Here is a 20,582-nt window from a genome sequence, read left to right on the forward strand (position 1 = left end):
CGCGATGCACCGCCTAGGGCTTCTACGCCATTAGAAGCCCTCGCGGCGGAAGCCATATCACACGTTAAAAATTAAGGTATCCAAATGGCACAGGTCATCAACACCAACGTAATGTCGCTGAACGCTCAGCGGAACCTCAACACCACCAGCGCCAGCCTGGCGACGACGATCCAGCGCCTGTCCTCGGGCCTGCGCATCAACAGCGCCAAGGACGACGCCGCCGGCCTGGCGATCTCCGAGCGCTTCACCACCCAGATCCGTGGTCTGGACGTGGCCTCGCGCAACGCCAACGACGGCATCTCGCTGGCGCAGACCGCCGAAGGCGCGATGGTCGAAATCGGCAACAACCTGCAGCGTATCCGCGAACTGGCGGTGCAGTCGTCCAATGCGACCAACTCCACCACCGACCGCGGCGCGCTGAACTCGGAAGTCAAGCAGCTGGCTTCGGAAATCGACCGCGTCTCCAAGCAGACCAACTTCAACGGCACCAAGCTGCTGGACGGTTCGTTCTCCGGCGCGCTGTTCCAGGTCGGCGCCGACGCCGGCCAGACCATCGGCATCAACAGCATCGTCAACGCCAGCGCGAGCGCACTGGGCAAGGCCGGCTTCGCCGCCACCCAGACCGGCTCGGCCGCCCTGGCCTCCGGTACCGCCACCGCCAGCGGCAGCTTCTCCGGCATGGTCGTCAATGGCGTCAGCATCGCCTCGGTCGCCGTGGCCAATGGCGATGCCGGCGCGGATGTCGCCAAGAAGATCGCCTCGGCGATCAACGACAAGCTGGCGCAGACCGGCGTGTACGCCTCGATCGACCCGACCAGCAGCGCGCTGAAGCTGGAATCGGTCAAGGGCGGCCAGGACTTCTCGTTCACCGCGGGCTCGGCCACCGGCGCCACCGGCATCACCTTCAGCAACGCCGGCATCGCCGCCAGCGCCACCGCTACCGCCGGCACCACCAACTACCTGCAGGACGTGGACATCTCCACCTTCCAGGGCGCGCAGAAGGCACTGAGCATCATCGACAACGCGCTGACCTCGGTGAACTCCTCGCGTGCCGACATGGGTGCGATCCAGAACCGCTTCACCTCCACCATCGCCAACCTGAGCTCCACCTCGGAGAACCTGTCGGCCTCGCGCAGCCGTATCCGCGACACCGACTACGCCAAGGAAACCGCCGAGCTGACCCGCACGCAGATCCTGCAGCAGGCCGGCACCGCGATGCTGGCCCAGGCCAAGCAGGCGCCGCAGAGCGTGCTGAGCCTGCTCCAGGGCTAAGCGTCCCCGCCGCACCGCACCACCAAGGCCCCTCCGCAAGGAGGGGCCTTTTTTTTGACGCCTCGCCGCGGCACAGGATTTGCATTGCCAGGGGAGCCGTCGCGACGCGCGGACGACGCTCAAGAAGCGTCCCCGCGCGCCGATACTCCCCTCAGCCGCTGGCGCATCGCGCGCCGGCCACCTCAAGGACCGCCACCATGTCCACCACTGGAATCGGCTCAGGCCTGGACATCCCGACCTTCGTCGCCAAACTGGTATCGAAGGAACGCCAGCCGCAGGAAGACCGGATCAATCGCGACGGTACCGCCTCCAGTGCGCAGCTGTCGTCCTTGAGCACGATCAAGAGCGCGCTGTCCAACCTGCAGACGGCGATGAGCACGGTGTCCGACAGCGCCGACAAGGGCGCCTACAAGGCGACCATCGACGACGGCGCCGGCTATACCGCCACCGTCACCTCCAGCGCCAATGCCGGCCGCTACGGCATCGAAGTGGTGAAGCTGGCGCAGTCGCAAAAACTCACCTCGTCGGCCTACGCCAGCGGCGCCGTCGTCGGTGGCGGCACCCTGACCATCGCCTACGGCAGCACCACGCTCAACGTCAACGTCGATGCCGGCAGCAAGCTCAGCGACGTGGCCGCCTTCATCAACAAGGCCGCCAACGGTGCCGGCCTGACCGCCAGCGTGGTCACCGCCGACGATGGCGACCACCTGGTGCTCAACGCGGTCGACACCGGCACCAAGGGCGCGCTGACCATCACCACCTCCGGCGGCGACGGCGGCCTGGCCAATCTCACCTACCCTGCCGGCAGCAGCGGCGGCCTGACCCAGACCATTGCCGCCGCCGACGCGGTGGTGAAGGTGGACGGCTTCCAGCGCACCTCCAGCAGCAACACCATCGCCGACCTGGTGCCCGGTGTGGCGATCAACCTCACCAAGGCGGTGGCCGGCACCACATTCAATCTCAACATCACCAACGACAACACCCCGCTGAAGGCCAACCTGACCGCCCTGGTCAGCGCCTACAACTCCGCCAACAGCGTGCTCAAGTCGTCCAGCGCCTACGACGCCACCAACAAGAAGGCCTCGCCGATGACCGGCGATGCGATGGTGCGCGGCCTGCAGCAGTCGCTGCGCCGGCTCGTCAGCGACAACGTCAGCGGCCTGATGGCGATGGGCGTGACCATCGACAAGGACGGGGTGATGAGCTTCGACAGCGCCAAGTTCGATACCGCCGCGGCCGCCGATCCGTCTGCGGCCAAGACCTTGCTCGGCAACAACGGCAGCTTCGGCACCGGCATGAGCACCCTGCTGAAGAGCAATCTGGACAGCACCAGCGGCACGCTGACCCAACGCACCGACGCGCTCAACAAGCACATTTCCGATCTGACCGACCAGCTCAGCGATCTCGACAAGCGCATGCAGACCCTGACCGACCAGTACACCGCGCGCTTCACCGCAATGGAGACGTTGGTGACGCAGATGCAGAGCGTGAGCGACGGCCTGACCAAGCAGTTCAGCTGACGCGCACGCGGCCGCACGGCTCAAGTCGAGACGCGTTGCGGCCGATAGAAGAGTATCGACAGTCATTACGGATTGGCCGCAGCAACCACAGCGTCGCCGCTCACCGGCACGGCGCGGAGGCCAGCCGATCCACCGAGGAGTTTTCCATGTACGGTTCCAGCCGCCAGTACGCCGAGCAATATCGCAAGATGGGCATTTCCACCAGCGTCACCGATGCCGATCCGCACAAGCTGGTCGCCATGCTGTTCGCTGGTGCCTGCCAGCGCATCCGCCAGGCCCAGGCCTGCCTCGCGCAGGGCGACCAGGCGCGCAAGGGCAAGGCGATCGGCGAGGCCTGCGCCATCGTCGGCCACCTCAACGGCTCGCTCGACCACGAGGCCGGCGGCGAGATCGCCGGCAACCTGTCGGCGCTCTACGACTACGTGATGCACCGGCTGACCGAAGCCAACCTGCACAACGACGACGCCGCGCTGACCGAAGCGCTGGAACTGCTCAGCGAGATCGACGCGGCCTGGGCCGCCATCCCCGCGCAGCAGCGCGAACTGGCCACGGCGAACGCGTCGTGAGCATCCAGCTCGCCGACCTGCATGACGACCTGCACGAGTTGCGCGAGGTCCTGCGTGGCGACGACTACGCACTGGCGCAAGCCATGATCGCCGACCACGAGCGGCGCCTGCAGGCGTATCTGCAGCAGGACGGCGCCGACCGCTCGCGCGAAGCGCTCAAGCCGCTGCTCGCCCTGCAGCAGGCGGTGACCGCGCAGATGCGCATGGAGCGCGACCATGCCGCGGCCTGGCTGCGCAGCAGTCGCCAGTCCAGCCATGCAGCGCGGCTCTATTCGCAGGCCGGACTGCTGGGATGAACACCGGCTCGGACGGCGCCGGGCAGCATCCGGCCGACGCCGAACTGTTCCATGACACCCTCAGTTGCGAACTGGCGTTGCCGGCGGATTTCCGCCTGGGCAACGGCGCCGGCCGGCTCGCTGCCGGCGAGGCGCTGTTGCGCAGCCTGGCGCAGATCGAGGATCTGCGCGGCGAGGACGGCAGCGACGACCGCAACGAAGCCACCGCGCAGACCCAGCGGATGGAGGCCAAGCTCGACCTGATGCTGGTGCTGCTGGGCCGGCTGGCCCGCCAGCACGAGGATGCCCTGCCGTTGCGACCGCTGTGCTGGTCGCGCCGGGGAGTGCGGCTGGACCTGGGCGCGCGCTCCGGCGCCAGCGCCGGCGCCGCCGGCCTGCTGCGCCTGCAGCCCTCGGACTGGCTGCCGGACCACCTGGAACTGCCGGTACGGGTACTGGCCGAGGCCACCACCGCCGGCGTCGTGCAACTTTGGCTACGGTTCGAGACACAGCCGCCAGGCCTGGAAGAGGCCCTGGAACGGCACCTGTTCCGGCTGCACCGCCGGCAGATCGCCGACAGCCGGCGCGCACGCTGAGCCGGCTCCCGCCGCCCCGGCCACCGCGACGAGGTTGGCGGCGGCGAGCGGCTCGGCTAAGGTGCGGATCTGAATAGAAGGACCTCACCGTGCGAGTCATCATCGTCGACGATCACACCCTGGTACGCGCCGGCCTGAGCCGGCTGCTGCAGACGTTTGCGGACGTCGACGTGGTCGCCGAGGCCAGCAACGCGCAGCAGGCCGTGGACCTGGCCACCCTGCACCGCCCCGATCTGGTGCTGATGGACCTGTCCCTGCCCGGGCGCAGCGGCCTGGACGCGCTCACCGACGTGCTGCACAGCTCGCCCAAGACCCGGGTGGTGATGATGTCGATGCACGACGACCCGGTGCACGTGCGCGACGCGCTGGACCGCGGCGCCACCGGCTTCGTGGTCAAGGACGCCGCCCCGTTGGAACTGGAACTGGCGCTGCGTGCGGCCAGCGCCAACCAGGTATTCCTGAGCCCGCAGATCTCCTCCAAGATGATCGCGCCGATGCTCGGCCGCGAGCGTCCGGTGGGCATCGCCGCCCTGTCGCCGCGGCAGCGCGAGATCCTGCGCCCGATCGGCCGCGGCCAGAGCAACAAGGAAATCGCCTCGGACCTGGGCATCAGCGTCAAGACCGTGGAGACCCATCGCGCACGGATGATGGAGTCCCTGGGCTGCCGACGCGCCAATGACCTGGTCCTGCTGGCCGCGCGCCATCAGGGCGAACTGAGCTGAACTGGGGACGACATCCCGACACGGGACATTGGCATGGCGTTTGCCTTAACCGGTCAGCAGGGGGGCCGCTCCCGGTGATGCCCGCCAGATAAGGCATTGCGCCGTCGACTGTCCGGCGCTCGCCACCCGCATGTCGGAAAATTCCTGACACCCTGTCGGGAATTTACCCACTCTACTCAGGAACCCCCTGATTCTGTTACCGTCGGGCGACAAGCAGTATGCGTTCCACGGGCGCCAGAGGGTTGGCGCCGAACCGAGGGAGTCCGCATGAAGCCGACCGTTTCCGCCCAACTGGGCCAGCAACTGCATCTGACCCCGCAACTGCTGCAGTCGATCCGGCTGCTGCAGCTCGACGGCATGCAACTGGAACTGGAAATCCGCCGCGCGCTCGAGACCAATCCGCTGCTCGAACTGGAAGAGCCCGAGGGCGTGATCGAGCCGCTGGTGAAGCACGAGGATGCGGCACTGGAAACGGCGGCGTTCGACGAACTGCCCGAATCCTCGATGTGGGACATCCCGGCCGCCGGCTGGAACGACGGCGAAGACGACCGCATGCAGCGCATCGCCGCCGGCGAGTCCACCGATCCGCACCTGCGCGTGCTGCAGCGGCTGGCCCTGGAGTTGCCGGCACTGGAGTTGGAAGCCGCCGCGTTCTGGCTGGAACATTGCGACGATGCCGGCTACCTGGACGGCCCGCTGGACACCCTGCAGCAATTGGCCAGCGCACGCCTGGGCCTGCCCGTGGCGCAAGCCGAAGCGGTGCGCCAGCGCCTGCTGCACGCCGACCCGGCCGGCCTCTGCGGCTGCGACCTGCGCGAGTGTCTGCAGGCGCAGCTGAGCGACCTGCCCGGCCGCGTGCCCGGCCGCCATCTCGCCGCGCGCATTCTAGAGGGCGACCTCAACCTGCTCGCCAGCCACGACTACGCCCTGCTTGGGCGCCAGCTCGATGCCGAGACCGACGACGTGCGCGAGGCGGTGCGGCTGATCCTGTCGCTGCAGCCGCGGCCCGGCGACAGCCTGCAGCCGCAGGACGCCGGCCATGTGCTGCCGGACGTGGTCGCCTGGCATGCCGACGGCACCTGGCGGGTGGCGCTGAACCCGGCCACCACCCACCGCGTCACCGTCAACCCGATGCACGTGCGCGCCCTGGCCGAGGCCGGCGACGCCGCGCAGCCGCTGCGCGAAATGCTGCAGGAGGCCCGCTGGCTGACCCGCGGCCTGTCGATGCGCTACGAGACCCTGCTGCGCACCACCCGCGCCATCGTCGAGCGCCAGTCGGCGTTCCTGGTCAAGGGCGAGGAAGCGATGGCGCCGTTGACCCTGAAGGAAGTGGCCGAGGCGATCGGCATGCACGAGTCGACCATTTCCCGCATCACCACCGGCAAGTACCTGCAGACCCCGCGCGGCACCTTCGAGCTGAAGCACTTCTTCGCGGTGCGCCTGGAAGGCGCCGCGGTGTCCGGGCAGGCGGTGCGGGCCATGGTCCGGCGCCTGATCGAATCCGAGCCGGCCGGGCGGCCCCTGGCCGACGAGGCCATCGCCGGGCTGCTGTCGCGACAGGGCGTAAACGTGGCAAGGCGCACAGTTGCCAAGTATCGTGAACAATTGGACATCGCTCCCGCACGCGAACGCCGCCGCGGCAGCAAACCGCTGCTGGCCCGTGTGGGCTAAGGAAAAACGACGCATATGAACAAACTGTCCGTGCTTCTGGTCGACGACCACGAAGGTTTCATCAACGCCGCCATGCGCCACTTCCGCAAGCTGGAGTGGATGGAAGTGATCGGCAGCGCCGCCAATGGGCTGGAAGCCATCGAGCGCTCCGAGTCGCTGCGGCCGCAGGTGGTGCTGATGGACCTGGCCATGCCGGAGATGGGCGGCCTGCAGGCCACGCGCCTGATCAAGACCCAGGACCAGGCGCCGTACATCGTGATCGCCAGCCATTTCGACGATGCCGAGCACCGCGAGCACGCCATGCGCGCCGGCGCCGACAACTTCGTCAGCAAGCTGTCCTACATCCAGGAAGTGATGCCGATCCTGGAGGGGCTTCGGACCGAAGGGGTGCCGGCATGAGCGAATCGCGGATCCTGGTGATCGATGACGACGCGGTGCGCGCCGAGCGGACCGTGAGCCTGCTCGAATTCATGGACCTCAACCCGCGCTGGGTCACCGATGTCGCCGACGTGCAGCCCGGCCGTCACCGACAGACCGAATGGATGGCGATCCTGGTCGGCGGGCTCGACGACCAGGAGCAGGCCGATGCCTTCTTCGGCTGGGTGGCACGCAGTTCGCTGCCGCCGCCGGTGCTGCTGCTCAACGGCGATGCGCAGGCCTTCGCCCAGCGTCACGGTCTGCACGAAGCCAACGTGTGGCAACTGGAAGCGCCGTTGCGCCACGCGCAACTGGAAACCTTGCTGCGCCGCGCCAGCCTCAAGCGGCTGGATGCCGAGCACCAGGCCGGCGCCGCACAGGACAACGGCCCGACCGGCACCAGCGCGGCGGTCACCCGCCTGCGCCGGCTGATCGACCAGGTCGCCGCCTTCGACACCACCGTGCTGGTGCTGGGCGAGTCCGGCACCGGCAAGGAAGTGGTGGCGCGCGCGATCCATCAGCAGTCGCCGCGCCGCGACGGCCCGTTCGTGGCGATCAACTGTGGCGCGATCCCGCCGGACCTGCTCGAGAGCGAGCTGTTCGGCCACGAGAAGGGTTCGTTCACCGGCGCGCTGAGCGCGCGCAACGGCCGCTTCGAGATGGCCGAAGGCGGCACCCTGCTGCTCGACGAGATCGGCGACATGAGCCTGCCGATGCAGGTCAAGCTGTTGCGCGTGCTGCAGGAACGCAGCTTCGAACGGGTCGGCGGCAACGTCACCATCCGCTGCAACGTGCGGGTGATTGCCGCCACCCACCGCAATCTGGAAGAGCGCATCGCCGGCAACCAGTTCCGCGAGGACCTGTTCTACCGGCTCAACGTGTTCCCGATCGAGATGCCGGCGCTGCGCGAGCGCAGTGACGACCTGCCGGCGCTGGTGCACACCATTGCCGCGCAGTTGGCGCGGACCGGACGCGGCGAAGTGCGCTTCTCCGAAGAGGCCTTGCAGGCGCTGCGCAGCTACGAGTGGCCGGGCAACGTGCGCGAGCTGACCAATCTGGTCGAGCGTCTGGCGGTGCTGCATCCGGGCGGTCTGGTGCGCGTGCAGGACCTGCCGGCGCGCTATCGCGGCGACTTCGCCTCGTCCATCGACGTGTCCGCGCCGCCGGCGCCGATCGCGGCCGATGCGCGCCGCGTGCCCAATGTGGTGGACCTGCACGCCGGCGGCAAGCCGGGCGGCGCGGATGCCGATGCGCCTGCCGCGGCCGCGGCGACACTGCCGGAAAGCGGCCTGGACCTGCGCGGACATATGGCCAACATCGAGCTGGCGCTGATCAACGAGGCACTGGAGCGCACTCAGGGCGTGGTCGCGCATGCGGCGCAACTGCTGGGACTGCGGCGCACCACGCTGGTCGAGAAGCTGCGCAAGTACGGCATCGACCGCGACCAGACCGAATTGGCCAGCTGAGTCGGCGCACGGCGCCGGGTGCGGCCGCACCCGGCGCGCCAGCCTCCAGCGCGGCGCAACGCCTTTCCCTGTCATCGATCCCCGCGGCGGCACGACCGGCGCATCGTGGGCGCTGCCGCGCACCCCGCGATCACCGTTCGCCACGCGGCACGTTGTCCTGCCAGTCGCTGCCTCCCGGGAGGCGTCACGGCAGTAGACAGCCTCTTTGGCATGTGGCTTGCTTCACGTTTCCATAGCACCGGGCGGCGCGTTCCGCACCGGGGACTTCCACCCGTCGCCAGGCAGGTCCCATGTCCATCCCCGTCACCAGCCCGCTGCTGCCGCCCCTGGAGGCGTTCGTCCCGTATCTGGAGCAGATCTGGCGCAGCCGCATCCTGACCAACGGCGGCGACATGCACCGCGCGCTGGAGAAGGCGCTGGCCGAGTACCTGGGGGTGAACCATCTGGCGCTGCTGACCAACGGCACGCTGGCGCTGCTGACCGCGCTGCAGGCGCTGCGCATCACCGGCGAGGTCATCACCACGCCGTACTCGTTCGTCGCCACCGCGCATTCGCTGCTGTGGCGTGGCATCAAGCCGGTGTTCGTGGACATCGATCCGCAGACCATGAATCTGGATCCGCTCAAGATCGAGGCGGCGATCACCCCGCATACCACCGCGATCATGCCGGTGCACTGCTATGGCACGCCCTGCGACACCAGCGCGATCGAGCGCATCGCCGACACCTACAACCTCAAGGTCATCTACGACGCCGCACATGCGTTCGGGGTCAAGGACGAGGGCGGCTCGATCCTGCGCCATGGCGACCTCAGCGTGCTCAGCTTCCACGCCACCAAGGTGTTCAACACCTTCGAGGGCGGCGCCATCGTCTGCCCGGACGCCAAGACCTACCAGCGCATCAGCCGCCTGAAGAACTTCGGTTTCGTCGACGAGACCACGGTGGTGGCGACCGGCATCAACGGCAAGATGAGCGAGATCAACGCCGCCTTCGGGCTGCTGCAACTGCAGCACATCGACGCGGCGCTGGCGCAGCGCGGGGCGATCGACGCGCAGTACCGGCGGCGCCTGGCGCAGGTGCCGGGGATCCGCTGCCTGGCGCCGCGGGCGCCGGCGCTGTCCAACTATGCCTCGTTCCCGATCCTGGTCGAGGATGCCTTCCCGCTGGCCCGCGACGAACTGCACCGGCTGCTGCGCAGCCACGACATCCTGGTGCGCCGCTATTTCTATCCGCTGATCAGCGATTTCCCGATGTACCGTGGCCTGCCCTCTTCCGCCCCGGCCGGCCTGCCGGTGGCGCGGCAGATGGCCGACCGCGTGCTGTGCCTGCCGATCTTCCCCGGACTGGCGGCCGAGCAGGTGGACGCCATCGTCGACCTGATTGCCGCAGCGGGCGGCGTCATGCCCGCGTCCGATTCCTCCAGCACCCTCGCCCCTCCCTCCTTCGCCCAACCCGTGGAACCCGCAGCATGAGCCAAGAGACGTTTATCGAGAATTTCCTGTCGGCCACGGATTTCCAGAATCCGGTCGAGGTGACCATGGACACCGTGCTGCGCGAACTGCCCGAGTGGGATTCGCTGGCCGCGCTGGGCGTGATCGTGATGTTCGACATGGAGTACGGCAAGACCATCACCGGCGAGCACCTCGCCGCCGTGGTCACCCTGGGCGATCTCTACCAGCTGACCGGGGCGTAGCATGCCGACCTCCACGCTGCACAACGTGCGCTTCGCCGGCATGGCGACCTGCGTGCCCAAGCGCGTCGTCTCCAACCTCACCGATTGCCGGCCGCAGATCCGCTCCGAGCGCGAGCGGCTGGTGCGCAACATCGGCATCGAGACCCGGCGCATGGCCGCGGACTGGCAATGCTTCTCCGACCTGGCTTTCGACGCGGCGCAAGTGCTGCTGGAGCGTCTGCAGTGGCAGCGCGAGGAGGTCGACGCGCTGATCGTGGTCACCCAGTCGCCCGACTATCCGATCCCGGCCACCGCGATCATCCTGCAGGACCGCCTGGGCCTGTCGCACGCCACCGTGGCCTTCGACGTCAATCTGGGTTGCTCGGCCTACCCGTTCGGCATCAACCTGCTCGGCTCGATGATCGCCGCCGGCGGGGTCAAGAAAGGCCTGCTGCTGGTCGGCGACCGCAGCGCCAACTTCGACGACCCGATCTTCTCCGATTCCGGCACCGCCACCGCGCTGGAGTTCAGCGCCGATGCGGCGCCGATGCATTTCGATCTCAACAGCGACGGCAGCGGCTACCGCGCGATCATCCTGCCGGTCGGCGGCCACCGCGAACCGGTCGGGGTGCAGCACCTGATCCCGTACCGCGCCGACGAGAACGACCACTGGCACCGCGGCGTGGACCTGCAACTGGACGGCGTGGCGGTGTTGAGCTTCTCCACCCAGCGGGTACCGCCGGCGGTGCAGAAGCTGCTCGACTACAGCGGCGTGTCCAAGGACGAGATCGACTACTTCGTGTTCCACCAGGCCAACCGGATGATCAACGAGACCATCCGCAAGAAGCTCGGCCTGCCGCCGGAAAAGGTGCCCTCCACGCTGCGCGATTTCGGAAACACCAGCGGCGCCTCGCTGCCCGTCACCATGACCGCGCGGATCAACAAGGAACTGGAACAAGGCCGCAAGCGCGTGCTGCTGTGCGGCTTCGGTATCGGCCTGTCCTGGGGCACCTGCCTGGTCGATATCGACGGCGCGGTGTTCCCCGACCTGATCGAGTCCTGACGATGGCGTTCTCTGCAACGACCGATGCCTTCGGGCTGCAGGGCAAGACCCTCCTGGTGACCGGTGCCTCTTCCGGCATCGGCGCCGCCGTGGCCGGTCTGTGCGCGCGCCTGGGCGCGACGCTGGCGCTCAACGGGCGCAACGCGGAACGTCTGCAGGCGGTCGCCGAGGCACTCCCTGGCGAGGGCCACCGCAGCGTCGTCGGCGACCTCACCGAGGACGCGACCCGTACGCGCCTGCTGGAGGCGGCCGAGCGCTATCACGGCCTGGCCTCGTGCGCCGGCATCGCCGCGCTGGTGCCGTTCCGGATGGCCGCCGAGAAGCACCTGCAGCAGATGCTGTCGGTGAACTACCTGGCGCCGGTCATCCTGACCCAGCAGTTGCTGGCCAAGCGCAAGCTGCACGAAGGCGCCTCGCTGGTCTACGTCTCGGCACTGACCGCGCGCGCCGCGCCACAGGCCAGCGCCGGCTACGCCGGATCCAAGGCGGCGCTGGAGGCCGCGGTGCGGTCCTTCGCGCTGGAACAAGCCCGGCACCGCATCCGCGCCAACTGCATCGCCCCAGGCTACGTCGACACGCCGATGCTGAGCAGGCTGGGCAGCACCGCCGACATGGACGACAAGATCGCCCTGACGCCGCTCGGCCGCATCGACCCGGCCGATGTCGCCAACGGCGCGGCCTATCTGCTGTCCGACGCCAGCCGCTGGATCACCCGCAGCACCCTGACCATCGACGGCGGGCTGTCCCTGCCGATTCGCCTATGAGCCCGGAGACCCCCATGTCCGTTGCGGAAACGCCCGCCGCGCTGCTACAGACGCTGTACGGCGTGCACGGCAAGCGCATCCTGGTCACCGGCGCCTCCAAGGGCATCGGCGAGGCGGTGGCCAAGGCCTGCGCCGGCGCCGGTGCGCACCTGCTCGTGGCCGGCCGCGACCTGCCGCGGCTGCAGGCCCTGCTCGACGCCTTGCCCGGCGACGGCCATCGCCTGTTCGCCGGCGACCTGTGCGATGCCGCCACCGTGCAGCGCCTGGCCACCGAGAGCGGGCCGCTCGACGGCGTGGTGCACAGCGCCGGCATCCGCGGCCTGTCGCCGATGAAGCTGGTCAGCGAGCGCTTCCTCACCGAAGTGATGACGATCAACTACGTCGCGCCGACGATGCTGACCCGCCATCTGCTCGCGCGCCAGGCGCTGCGTCCCGGTGGCTCCATCGTCTTCCTCGCCTCGATCGCCGCGCTGACCGGCACCGTCGGCGTCGGCCCCTACGCCGGCTCCAAGGCGGCGCTGATCGGCATGCTGCGGCCGTTGGCGCTGGAACTGGCGCGGCGCCAGATCCGCGCCAACGCGCTCTGCCCGGGCCTGGTCGAGACCACCCTGATCAACGAGGACAAGGCCTGGTTCGAGGAGAGCCGCAAGCGCTATCCGCTGGGCATCGGCGACCCCGAGGACGTGGCCCTGGCCTGCCTGTACTTCCTCTCCGACGCCAGCAGCAAGGTCACCGGCCAGGCCTTCAGCATGGACGGCGGCGTGGAGTTCGCATGAGCGATGCGCCGCCGCAACACGTGCTGATCGTCGGTGCCGGCGGCTTCGGCCGCGGCATCGCAGCGATGGCCTGCAACGACGATCCGGGCTACGGCCAGGCTTGGGACATCAAGGGCTTCCTGGACAGCCGCAGCGCGCTCGGCGCCGGCCTGCGCTGGCCGCTGCTCGGCGACCCGGACACCTACCAGCCGGTGCCCGGCGACCTGTTCGTCTGCGCGCTCGGCGATCCGGCCGCGCGCCGCCGCTACAGCCGACCGCTGCTGGAGCGCGGCGCCGACTTCATGGTGTTGCGCCCGCGCCTGCGCGAAGCGTCGGAGACGCCGATTGGGCGCGGCGGCCTGTTCGAGGTCGGCGTGTCGATTGGCGCGGACAGCCGCATCGGCGAATTCGTCACCATCCTCGCCACCACCATCGTCGGCCACGACGTGGTGATCGGCGATTACGTGCAGATCGGCAACTTCGTGTTCATCGGTGGCGGCGCGCGCATCGGCCACGACGTGGTCATCCACCCGCATGCCACCGTGCTGCCCGGCATCGCGATCGGCGACGGCGCGGTGATCGGCGCCGGCAGCGTGGTGGTCAAGGACGTGCCGCCCAACGTCACCGTCGCCGGGAATCCGGCGCGTACGATCTTCAGCCGTTGACCCAGCACCCAGGACGCCGTTCCGCATGACCCGCCACGCCCTCGACGCCGAGCACTACATCAGCCCGCACAGCCTGCGCCTGGAACAACAGCGTCTGTTCGGCAAGCTGTGGATCTTCGTCGGCTTCGCCTCCATGGTGCGCGAGCGCAACCAGTTCTTCGCGCGCCAGGTGGCCGGGGTGCCGGTGCTGGTGCAGCGCACCGAGGCCGGCATCCGCGCCTTCCTCAACCAGTGCCCGCACCGGCAGTCGGCGATCCAGACCGAGTCGCACGGCAAGCGTCCGCTGGTGTGCCCGTACCACGCCTGGTCGTTCGGCGCCGAGGGCGAACTGCGCGGGATGCCCAACTCCGGCCTGTACCAGTTCACCGCCGAGGAAAAGGCCGGCATCTGCCTGACCAAGCTGCAGGTGCAGCAGGTCGGCGAGCTGCTGTTCGTGAACATGGCCGAGCACCCGCTGCCGTTGGAGGAGCAGTTCGCGCCTGCGTTCCTGGAGACCCTGCGCGCCGCGGCATCGCACGTGGATTCGCAGCTGATCTACAGCTGCCATCGCGTGCGCTACAACTGGAAGCTCAACATGGAGAACGTGAAGGATTACAACCATATCCCGTTCATCCATCCCAAGACCTTCAACCCGCTGATGACTGCGGCGCCCAAGCCCTCGGCGCACGTCGAGCGGCCCGCCGAAGTCCCCTCGGTGGTGGAACAACTGCTGCAGGGCGGCGATCCGGTCCCGCTGCATGCGCTGAGCTTCCCGGCCAAGGCCGAGATCGCGGTGCAGGATCATTGGTACCGGCCGCTGTGCGAGCGCTACGGCGAGGATTCGGCGTTCTACAACTGGTTCCTCTATCCGAACGTGAACTTCTACAGCGTGCGTGGCGACTCCTTCGTGCTGCAGCAGTACGACCCGGTCTCGCCCAACGAGACCGACTACCACCTGTGGGTGGCCACCGCCCGGCGTAAAAGCGAGCGGACCGATTTCACCGCCCTGCTCAGCACACTGATGCGCATCGAGCATCAGGTGATCGCCGAGGACACCGCAGTGCTGGAACGCCTGCAGGCCGGCCTGGGTCCGCACTCGCGCTCCTTCATGCACGGCGACTACGAGACCGAGCTGGTGCGCCAGCACCTGTGGTACCGCGCCAATGTGCTGGAGGAACCGGCATGAAGACGCTGGTGCTGATCGGCCAGGGCCATGCGCTGGAGCAGGCGCAACGTACTGCGCAGGCCTGCGGCCTGGCGTACGTGGGCATCGCCCTGGACTCGCCGGACCGCTACAACTTCAACCTGGGCGCCCTGCACGCCAGCCATGCGCCCGCCGCGACCGACGTGTTCGTTGCCATGGACGAACGCGCGGTCAACCAATCGCGGCACAAGCTGCTCGCCGACGTGCGCCTGGCCGGCTACGGCAGCATCGACCTGGTGTGGCCGCAATCGCACGTCGATGACGGCGTGCGCCTGCTCGGCAACGTGCATGTCGGCCCCGGATGCAACCTGGCGGCCGGCAGCAGCATCGGCGCCGGCAGCTGGCTGGAACGCCAGGTGATCGTCGAACAGGACGCGCGCGTCGGCGCCTGCGTCACCCTGCATGCCGGCGTGCACCTCGGCCGCGGCACCCAGGTCGGCCAGGGCAGCACCCTGGGCGGCGGCAGCATGACCCGCAGCGGTGCGAAGATCGGCCGTCACTGCGAATGGCTGCTGCCCGGCACCGTGCCGGACGTGTTGCCGGACCGCTGTTTCTACGACGCACTGATGCCTGGCGGCGCCCGCATCCTGCGTTGATGCCGGCGCGCGCGAATGCGCGTCGTGGTGTTCTTGATCATATGCGTTTCCGCCGGTGACGGGATTGGCGTCGCTGTGCCGACCTCTTCGATTCACTTTGCCCAAAACGGCGCCACGTGCGACAGCACGCCGGGCTGGGATGCATGCACGATCCTGGCGCAGCGGGCTTCGCTAGGATCGCTCGCGGGCGGCGATCGCCGCGCGGCCTGATCGCGCTACGACGCGACACGCCTCTCGCATCCGTCTTCCCAGCATCCGCGCGCCTCCGGTGGCGCGTCCTTTCGAGTGGACCCATGACCGACCATCTGGCCGCGCGTCAGCGCGAAGCCGACCTGATCGATGCCTGCAAGCGCGCTGGCGGCGCGATCTTCCTGGCCCCAAGCTCCCATCTTGGAAAACTTTTCGCGTCCGCTGCGGCCACGGCGCTGCTCGCCAGAGCGCCGGGAATCAGCATCCTCGCGCTGGACGACGTCCTGCATGCGCAGGCCATGCCGGTCGACGGTTTCGACGCGGTGCTGCCGACGGCAGCGCTGCGTCAGGACCCGGAACTGGCCCGCCTGCCGGCGATCAACTGCGGCTACTCGATCCCGACCTGGCTGCACTTTGCGCAGTTGGTGCAACAGGTCGGCGGCCGCGCCGTCGATCTGCCGGAGCTCATGTACGCCCTGGACATGACCCTGATCTACGAGACCGGACCGACGACGCGCACGCAGATGCTGGCGCATGCGCAACGGTTCGACGCCGTGCGCCATCGCCTGGCCGACGCCCTGAGCGTGCGAACGCTCGATGCGGTGCTGCAGATGCGCATGAACGGCGATCGGCGACCCTTGCTGGATGTGCTGTGTCCGGGCGAGCAGGAGTATTTCTCCATGTTCCAGGGCAATCCGCATCCGATCCGGATCGGGGCGAACGAGCACTACGTGGACATCGGCGCCTACGATGGCGACACCGTGCGTAAGTTCCGCGTTGCCGCCCGCGACCGCTATGCGGCCATCCACGCCTTCGAGCCGGACCCGGAGAACTTCGCCGCCCTGCAGCAAGGGCTTGCGGATGACGGCAGCCGCACCACCCTGTACAACGCGGCGGTCGCCGATGTCGCCGGCACCCTCGCGTTCGACGCCCAGGGCACCATGGGCAGCCGGCTCGACGGCAGCGGCGCCGCACGCGTCGCCTGCCTGCGCCTGGACGATGTGCTCGAACGCGCCACCCTGCTGAAAATGGATGTGGAGGGGTTCGAGCCCACGGTGCTGCGCGGCGCCACCGAACTGATCCGGCGCTGCCGCCCGCGCATGGCCATCACCTGCTACCACCACGCGCTCGACCTGCTGGACATCGTCGCCGAACTGGACCGGATCCTGCCGGATGCCAAGCTGCGTCTACGCCATTACTCGCTGTACTTCTACGACACCGTGCTCTACGTGGAATGAGTTGCCCCGACCGCTAGCGGCGCGCTGGCCTCCCTCTGCCGCTTCGCACGGGCAGTAACAAACGGGAACCATCGCGGCGCGGCGGTCCAGCCATGTCAGCTGCAGCCCGGCTGATGAGCGGCATGGTTGTTGCATCCGCGATGGATCGGGCGCGGCGTGCGCTCCGCCCCCCTCCCTACACGGTCCACCGTTCATGCCCCACCCCCCCCTGGTCAGCGTGGCCATGCCGGCCTACAAGCTGCCCTACTTCGAGCAGGCGCTCGACAGCGTGCTGGCCCAGACCTATCCGGCGCTGGAACTGGTCATCTGCGACGACAACCCGACCGAGGCGCTCGCCGAGGTGGTGGAACGCCGCGCGGCCAATGCCCCGTTCCCGATCCGCTACCACCGCAACCCGGAGCGCTACGGCGAACTCGGCAGCACCGCCCGCGGCATCGCCCTGGCCCAGGGCGAGTACGTGAAGTTCCTGCACGACGACGACGTGCTGGCGCCCGATTGCGTGGCCGCGCTGGTCGCGGCGATGCAGTCCGCCCCCGACGTCCTGCTGGCGTCCTCGCGCCGGCAGCGCATCGATAGCCACGGCGCGCCGCTGGAGGACATCCCGGCCACCGCCTTCCCGTTCGCCGGCGATGTACTGCTGGACGGGCCGGAGTTGCTGTCGTTCCTGGCCGACCACACCATCAACTTCGTCGGCGAGCCCAGTTGCGTGCTGTGCCGGCGCAGCGACCTGCTGGAGATCGGCGACGAGCTGATGACGCTGGCCGGCAAGGTCATCAACTGGGTCGGCGACCTGGCGCTGTACGCCAAGCTGCTGCACCGCGGCCACCTGGCGCTGCTGGCGCGGCCGCTGACCCGCTTCCGGGTGTCGGAGGAGCAATACAGCCAGGCCGGCCGCGACCAGCCCGGCATCGGCGACCAGGGTCACGCCAACTTCCGGCAGGGCGTGCGCGCGATGGGCTGGTACCACGGCAATGGCGACGTCCGCCAGGTCACGGTGACGCCGCTGGCCGGCGGCCCGGGCGCGCCGGTGGACCTTCTGCAGGCGATCCAGGACGCCTATGCGCGCGTCTGCGTGCAAGCCGCCCTGCGTGACTGGCAGGCGCGGCGGACAGTGACGCCAGCGCAACGCGACCTGCTCGACGCGCGCCTGGCCGCCCTCGGCGGTGCGCCGCGGCTGGCCGTGCTGGTCGACGCGCGTGGCGCCGAGCGCGCCGCGCTGGCGGCGACCCTGGACAGCCTGCTGCTGGAGGGCGCGGCGTTCGCGCAGGTACAGGCGCTGGTGCTGGGCGACACCTCCAGCGCAGCGTGGCCGGACCCGCGGGTCCGGAGCCTGCCGCCGCTGCCGGCCGAGGCCGATGCCGCGGCGCTGTCCGCCGCGCTGGACGCGTCACCGGCCAGCGACTGGTGCCTGCGCGTGGCGGCCGGCAGCCGTTTCTGCGCGGGCGGCCTGCTGCGGCTGCTGTTGGAACTGGCGCAGCAGCCGCAATGCAACGCGCTGTATGCGGACGAATGGCTGGCCGTGGATGCGGACACCCTCGCGCCGCTGTTGCGGCCCGACCCGGACCTGGACCTGCTGCTGGGCAATCCGCTGGCCACGGCCGGCCACTGGGTGTTCCGCCGCGCCGCGGTGCAGGCGCTGGGCGGCTTCGACCCGGCCTACGATGGCGCCAGCGAACTCGAGCTGATCCTGCGCCTGTTCCTGCGCGACGGCGGCGACGGCATCGCGCACCTGCCCGAGCCGCTGCTGGTCGCCACGCCGGCCAGCGCCGAGGCCGGCGGCCAAGCGCGCCAGCGCGCGATCGCCGCGCACCTGCAGGCCCGCGGCTATCCGCAGGCCACGGTCGAACCGCTGCCGGGCGGCCTGTTCCGCATCGACTACGGCCATCCCGCGCAACCGCCGGTCTCGATCGTCCTGTTGGCACAGGACAACCTGTCGGCGCTACAGCGCGCGGTGGTCAGCCTGCTCGAACAGACCGCCTACCCGGCCTACGAACTGCTGCTGGTGGACAACGCCAGCCAGGCGCCGGAGATCACCGCGTGGATGCAGGCGGTGGCCGAACTGGGCAACGGCCGTATCCGCGTGTTCGCGCTGGAGCAGCGCGTCTCCCTGGCCGAGGCGCACAACCTCGCCGCCACCCAGGCGCAGGGCGAGTACCTGCTGTTCCTGGATGCCGACAGCGCCGCGGTGCAGGACGGTTGGCTGCACGCGCTGATGAACCACGCGCAGCGGCCGGAAGTCGGCATCGTCGGCGCCAAGGGCGTGTCCGCCGACGGCCGCATCACCCACGCCGGCCTGCTGCCAGGGCTGCTGGCCGGTGCCGGCCACGCCTTCGCCGGCGAAGCGATGGCCCAGCCCGGCTACATGGGCCGGCTGCAGGTGGCGCATCGCTACAGCGCAGTGTCGGCGCATTGCCTGCTGGTGCGGCGGGCGCTGTTCGAACACCTGTCCGGATTCGACGCGGCCGGCTTCGCCGAGGGCGGCGCCGACGTGGACCTGTGCCTGCGCGCCGCGGCGGCGGGCACCTGGACCGTGTGGACGCCGCAGGCGCTGCTGCTGCAGCCCGCCCCCGCCACGCGCAGCGACGCGGCCGACGAGGCCCTGCTGCAGCGTTGGCTGCCGGCGCTGGCGCAGGATCCGGCCTATTCGCCCAGCCTGGGCCTGGACCAGCCTGGCGGCTTCCAGCTGACCGAGTCCGAATTCTCCTGGCAGCCGCTGTCGTGGAAGCCGCTGCCGCGGGTCCTCGCCCATCCGGGCGACACCTTCGGCAGTGGGCAGTACCGGGTGATCCAGCCGTTCCAGGCGCTGGCCGCGTCCGCGCAGATCGACGGCCTGTACTACGCACGCCTGCTCGACCCGGTGGAGCTTGCGCGCATCGGCGCCGATGCGGTGGTGCTGCAGCGCCGGGTCGGCGACGCGGAACTGGTGCGCATGGAGCGCATGCGCCGTTTCGGCAAGGCCTTCATGGTCTACGAACTGGACGACTACCTGCCCAATCTGCCGTTGAAGAGCGCGCATCGCGAGCAGATGCCCAAGGACGTGCTGCGTTCGCTGCGGCGGGCCGCCACGCTGGTGGACCGGGTCACCGTCTCCACGCCGGACCTGGCCGAGGCGCTGGCCGGCCTGCACGGCGACATCCGCGTGGTGCGCAACCGGCTGGAGCCGCAGTTGTGGGGGGCGCTGCCGGCACCGGGGCCGTTCGGCTCGGCCAAGCCGCGGGTCGGCTGGGCCGGCGGGCTCAGCCACACCGGCGACCTGGAGCTGATCGCCGACGTGGTGCAGGCGCTGGCCGGCGAGGTGCATTGGGTGTTCATGGGCCTGTGCCCGGAGCGGCTGCGCCGGCACGTGCACGAGGTGCACGCAGGCGTGGACTTCGCCCGCTATCCGCAGGCGCTGGCGGCGCTGGGCCTGGACCTGGCGCTGGCGCCGCTGGAAGACAACTTGTTCAACCGCTGCAAGAGCAATCTGCGCCTGCTCGAGTACGGCGCCTGCGGCTATCCGGTGGTGGCCAGCGACCTGCCGCCCTACCGCGATGGCGGACTGCCGGTGACCCTGGTCAAGAACCGCTTCCGCGACTGGGTCAATGCGATCCGCGCGCATCTGGCCGACGCCGACGCACGCGCTGCGGCCGGCACCGCCCTGCGCGCGGCGGTGCAGCGCGACTGGCTGCTGCAGGGCGACAACCTTGAGGAGTGGCGGACCGCCTGGCTGCCGGACTAGCACCCGCCAACCAGGGTCGCCGCGCCGGCGCCCGACCGTGACGACGCGCACAGCGTCAACCTGCCGACACGCAGCCGCTGCCTATCCGCGGCTTCCATGCTGCCTGCGCCGGGAACCCGTCACCGGCCGCTGGACTCCCCCGCCCCTGCCCGTTCGGGAGCCGCGCGGCACGTGAATGCCGTTTCGGCACACCGCTTGCATTGCATACCGGCAAGCCGCCTCCCGGCAGGGACTTCA

General features: G+C 69.3%; 19 protein-coding genes. All 19 read left to right on the forward strand.

The window, feature by feature from the left end; translation table 11 throughout:
* Positions 1-84 precede the first annotated feature (84 nt).
* A complete protein-coding gene (locus ACP93_RS05815; RefSeq protein ID WP_048489819.1) occupies positions 85-1,272 on the forward strand; it encodes a flagellin in 1,188 nt (395 codons plus the stop codon).
* A 197-nt stretch (positions 1,273-1,469) separates the two neighbouring features.
* Positions 1,470-2,792, forward strand: a complete 1,323-nt coding sequence (gene fliD, locus ACP93_RS05820) for a flagellar filament capping protein FliD (protein WP_048489820.1) — start codon at positions 1,470-1,472, stop codon at positions 2,790-2,792.
* A 146-nt stretch (positions 2,793-2,938) separates the two neighbouring features.
* Positions 2,939-3,358 (forward strand): flagellar export chaperone FliS, encoded by a 420-nt coding sequence (fliS, locus tag ACP93_RS05825; RefSeq protein WP_010341674.1) that lies wholly within the window; start codon positions 2,939-2,941, stop codon positions 3,356-3,358.
* The gene (locus tag ACP93_RS05830) at positions 3,355-3,654 is read left to right on the forward strand and encodes a hypothetical protein (RefSeq protein ID WP_048489821.1); all 300 of its coding nucleotides are present in this window, start codon (positions 3,355-3,357) and stop codon (positions 3,652-3,654) included. The genes fliS and ACP93_RS05830 overlap by 4 nt, the downstream gene beginning before the upstream one ends.
* The gene (locus ACP93_RS05835; RefSeq protein ID WP_048489822.1) at positions 3,651-4,229 is read left to right on the forward strand and encodes a PilZ domain-containing protein; all 579 of its coding nucleotides are present in this window, start codon (positions 3,651-3,653) and stop codon (positions 4,227-4,229) included. Before ACP93_RS05830 ends, ACP93_RS05835 begins: the two co-directional genes overlap by 4 nt.
* Before the next feature lie 89 nt (positions 4,230-4,318).
* A complete protein-coding gene (locus ACP93_RS05840; RefSeq protein ID WP_048489823.1) occupies positions 4,319-4,951 on the forward strand; it encodes a response regulator in 633 nt (210 codons plus the stop codon).
* A gap of 267 nt (positions 4,952-5,218) precedes the next feature.
* Positions 5,219-6,622 carry an RNA polymerase factor sigma-54 gene (rpoN, locus tag ACP93_RS05845; protein WP_048489824.1) on the forward strand — a complete coding sequence of 468 codons (1,404 nt, stop codon included), beginning with the start codon at positions 5,219-5,221 and terminating at the stop codon, positions 6,620-6,622.
* Between the two features lie 15 nt (positions 6,623-6,637).
* Positions 6,638-7,021 (forward strand): response regulator, encoded by a 384-nt coding sequence (locus ACP93_RS05850; RefSeq protein ID WP_048489825.1) that lies wholly within the window; start codon positions 6,638-6,640, stop codon positions 7,019-7,021.
* Positions 7,018-8,505 (forward strand): sigma-54 dependent transcriptional regulator, encoded by a 1,488-nt coding sequence (locus tag ACP93_RS05855; protein ID WP_048489826.1) that lies wholly within the window; start codon positions 7,018-7,020, stop codon positions 8,503-8,505. The genes ACP93_RS05850 and ACP93_RS05855 overlap by 4 nt, the downstream gene beginning before the upstream one ends.
* 290 nt (positions 8,506-8,795) lie before the next feature.
* Entirely contained in the window at positions 8,796-9,974 is a 1,179-nt protein-coding gene (locus ACP93_RS05860) for a DegT/DnrJ/EryC1/StrS family aminotransferase (RefSeq protein WP_048489827.1), read from the forward strand.
* Positions 9,971-10,195, forward strand: a complete 225-nt coding sequence (locus tag ACP93_RS05865; RefSeq protein ID WP_048489828.1) for an acyl carrier protein — start codon at positions 9,971-9,973, stop codon at positions 10,193-10,195. The genes ACP93_RS05860 and ACP93_RS05865 overlap by 4 nt, the downstream gene beginning before the upstream one ends.
* 1 nt (position 10,196) lies before the next feature.
* Positions 10,197-11,237, forward strand: a complete 1,041-nt coding sequence (locus tag ACP93_RS05870) for a ketoacyl-ACP synthase III (protein WP_048489829.1) — start codon at positions 10,197-10,199, stop codon at positions 11,235-11,237.
* 2 nt (positions 11,238-11,239) lie between these two features.
* Positions 11,240-12,001: an SDR family NAD(P)-dependent oxidoreductase gene (locus ACP93_RS05875; protein WP_048489830.1), complete on the forward strand. Its 762-nt coding sequence runs from the start codon at positions 11,240-11,242 to the stop codon at positions 11,999-12,001.
* Between the two features lie 14 nt (positions 12,002-12,015).
* Positions 12,016-12,777, forward strand: coding sequence for an SDR family NAD(P)-dependent oxidoreductase (locus ACP93_RS05880; protein ID WP_048489831.1), 762 nt, complete (start codon positions 12,016-12,018; stop codon positions 12,775-12,777).
* On the forward strand, positions 12,774-13,421 hold the full coding sequence (locus ACP93_RS05885) for a NeuD/PglB/VioB family sugar acetyltransferase (RefSeq protein WP_048489832.1): 648 nt from the start codon (positions 12,774-12,776) through the stop codon (positions 13,419-13,421). Before ACP93_RS05880 ends, ACP93_RS05885 begins: the two co-directional genes overlap by 4 nt.
* Positions 13,422-13,446: 25 nt before the next feature.
* Positions 13,447-14,586 carry an aromatic ring-hydroxylating oxygenase subunit alpha gene (locus ACP93_RS05890; protein ID WP_048489833.1) on the forward strand — a complete coding sequence of 380 codons (1,140 nt, stop codon included), beginning with the start codon at positions 13,447-13,449 and terminating at the stop codon, positions 14,584-14,586.
* Positions 14,583-15,200, forward strand: a complete 618-nt coding sequence (locus tag ACP93_RS05895) for an acetyltransferase (protein WP_048489834.1) — start codon at positions 14,583-14,585, stop codon at positions 15,198-15,200. The genes ACP93_RS05890 and ACP93_RS05895 overlap by 4 nt, the downstream gene beginning before the upstream one ends.
* 143 nt (positions 15,201-15,343) lie before the next feature.
* Entirely contained in the window at positions 15,344-16,627 is a 1,284-nt protein-coding gene (locus ACP93_RS05905; protein WP_228135966.1) for an FkbM family methyltransferase, read from the forward strand.
* A gap of 193 nt (positions 16,628-16,820) precedes the next feature.
* Positions 16,821-20,345 carry a glycosyltransferase gene (locus tag ACP93_RS05910; protein ID WP_082143379.1) on the forward strand — a complete coding sequence of 1,175 codons (3,525 nt, stop codon included), beginning with the start codon at positions 16,821-16,823 and terminating at the stop codon, positions 20,343-20,345.
* The last annotated feature ends 237 nt before the right edge of the window (positions 20,346-20,582 follow it).

Source organism: Xanthomonas sp. NCPPB 1128, from assembly GCF_001043115.1.
GTDB lineage: Bacteria > Pseudomonadota > Gammaproteobacteria > Xanthomonadales > Xanthomonadaceae > Xanthomonas_A.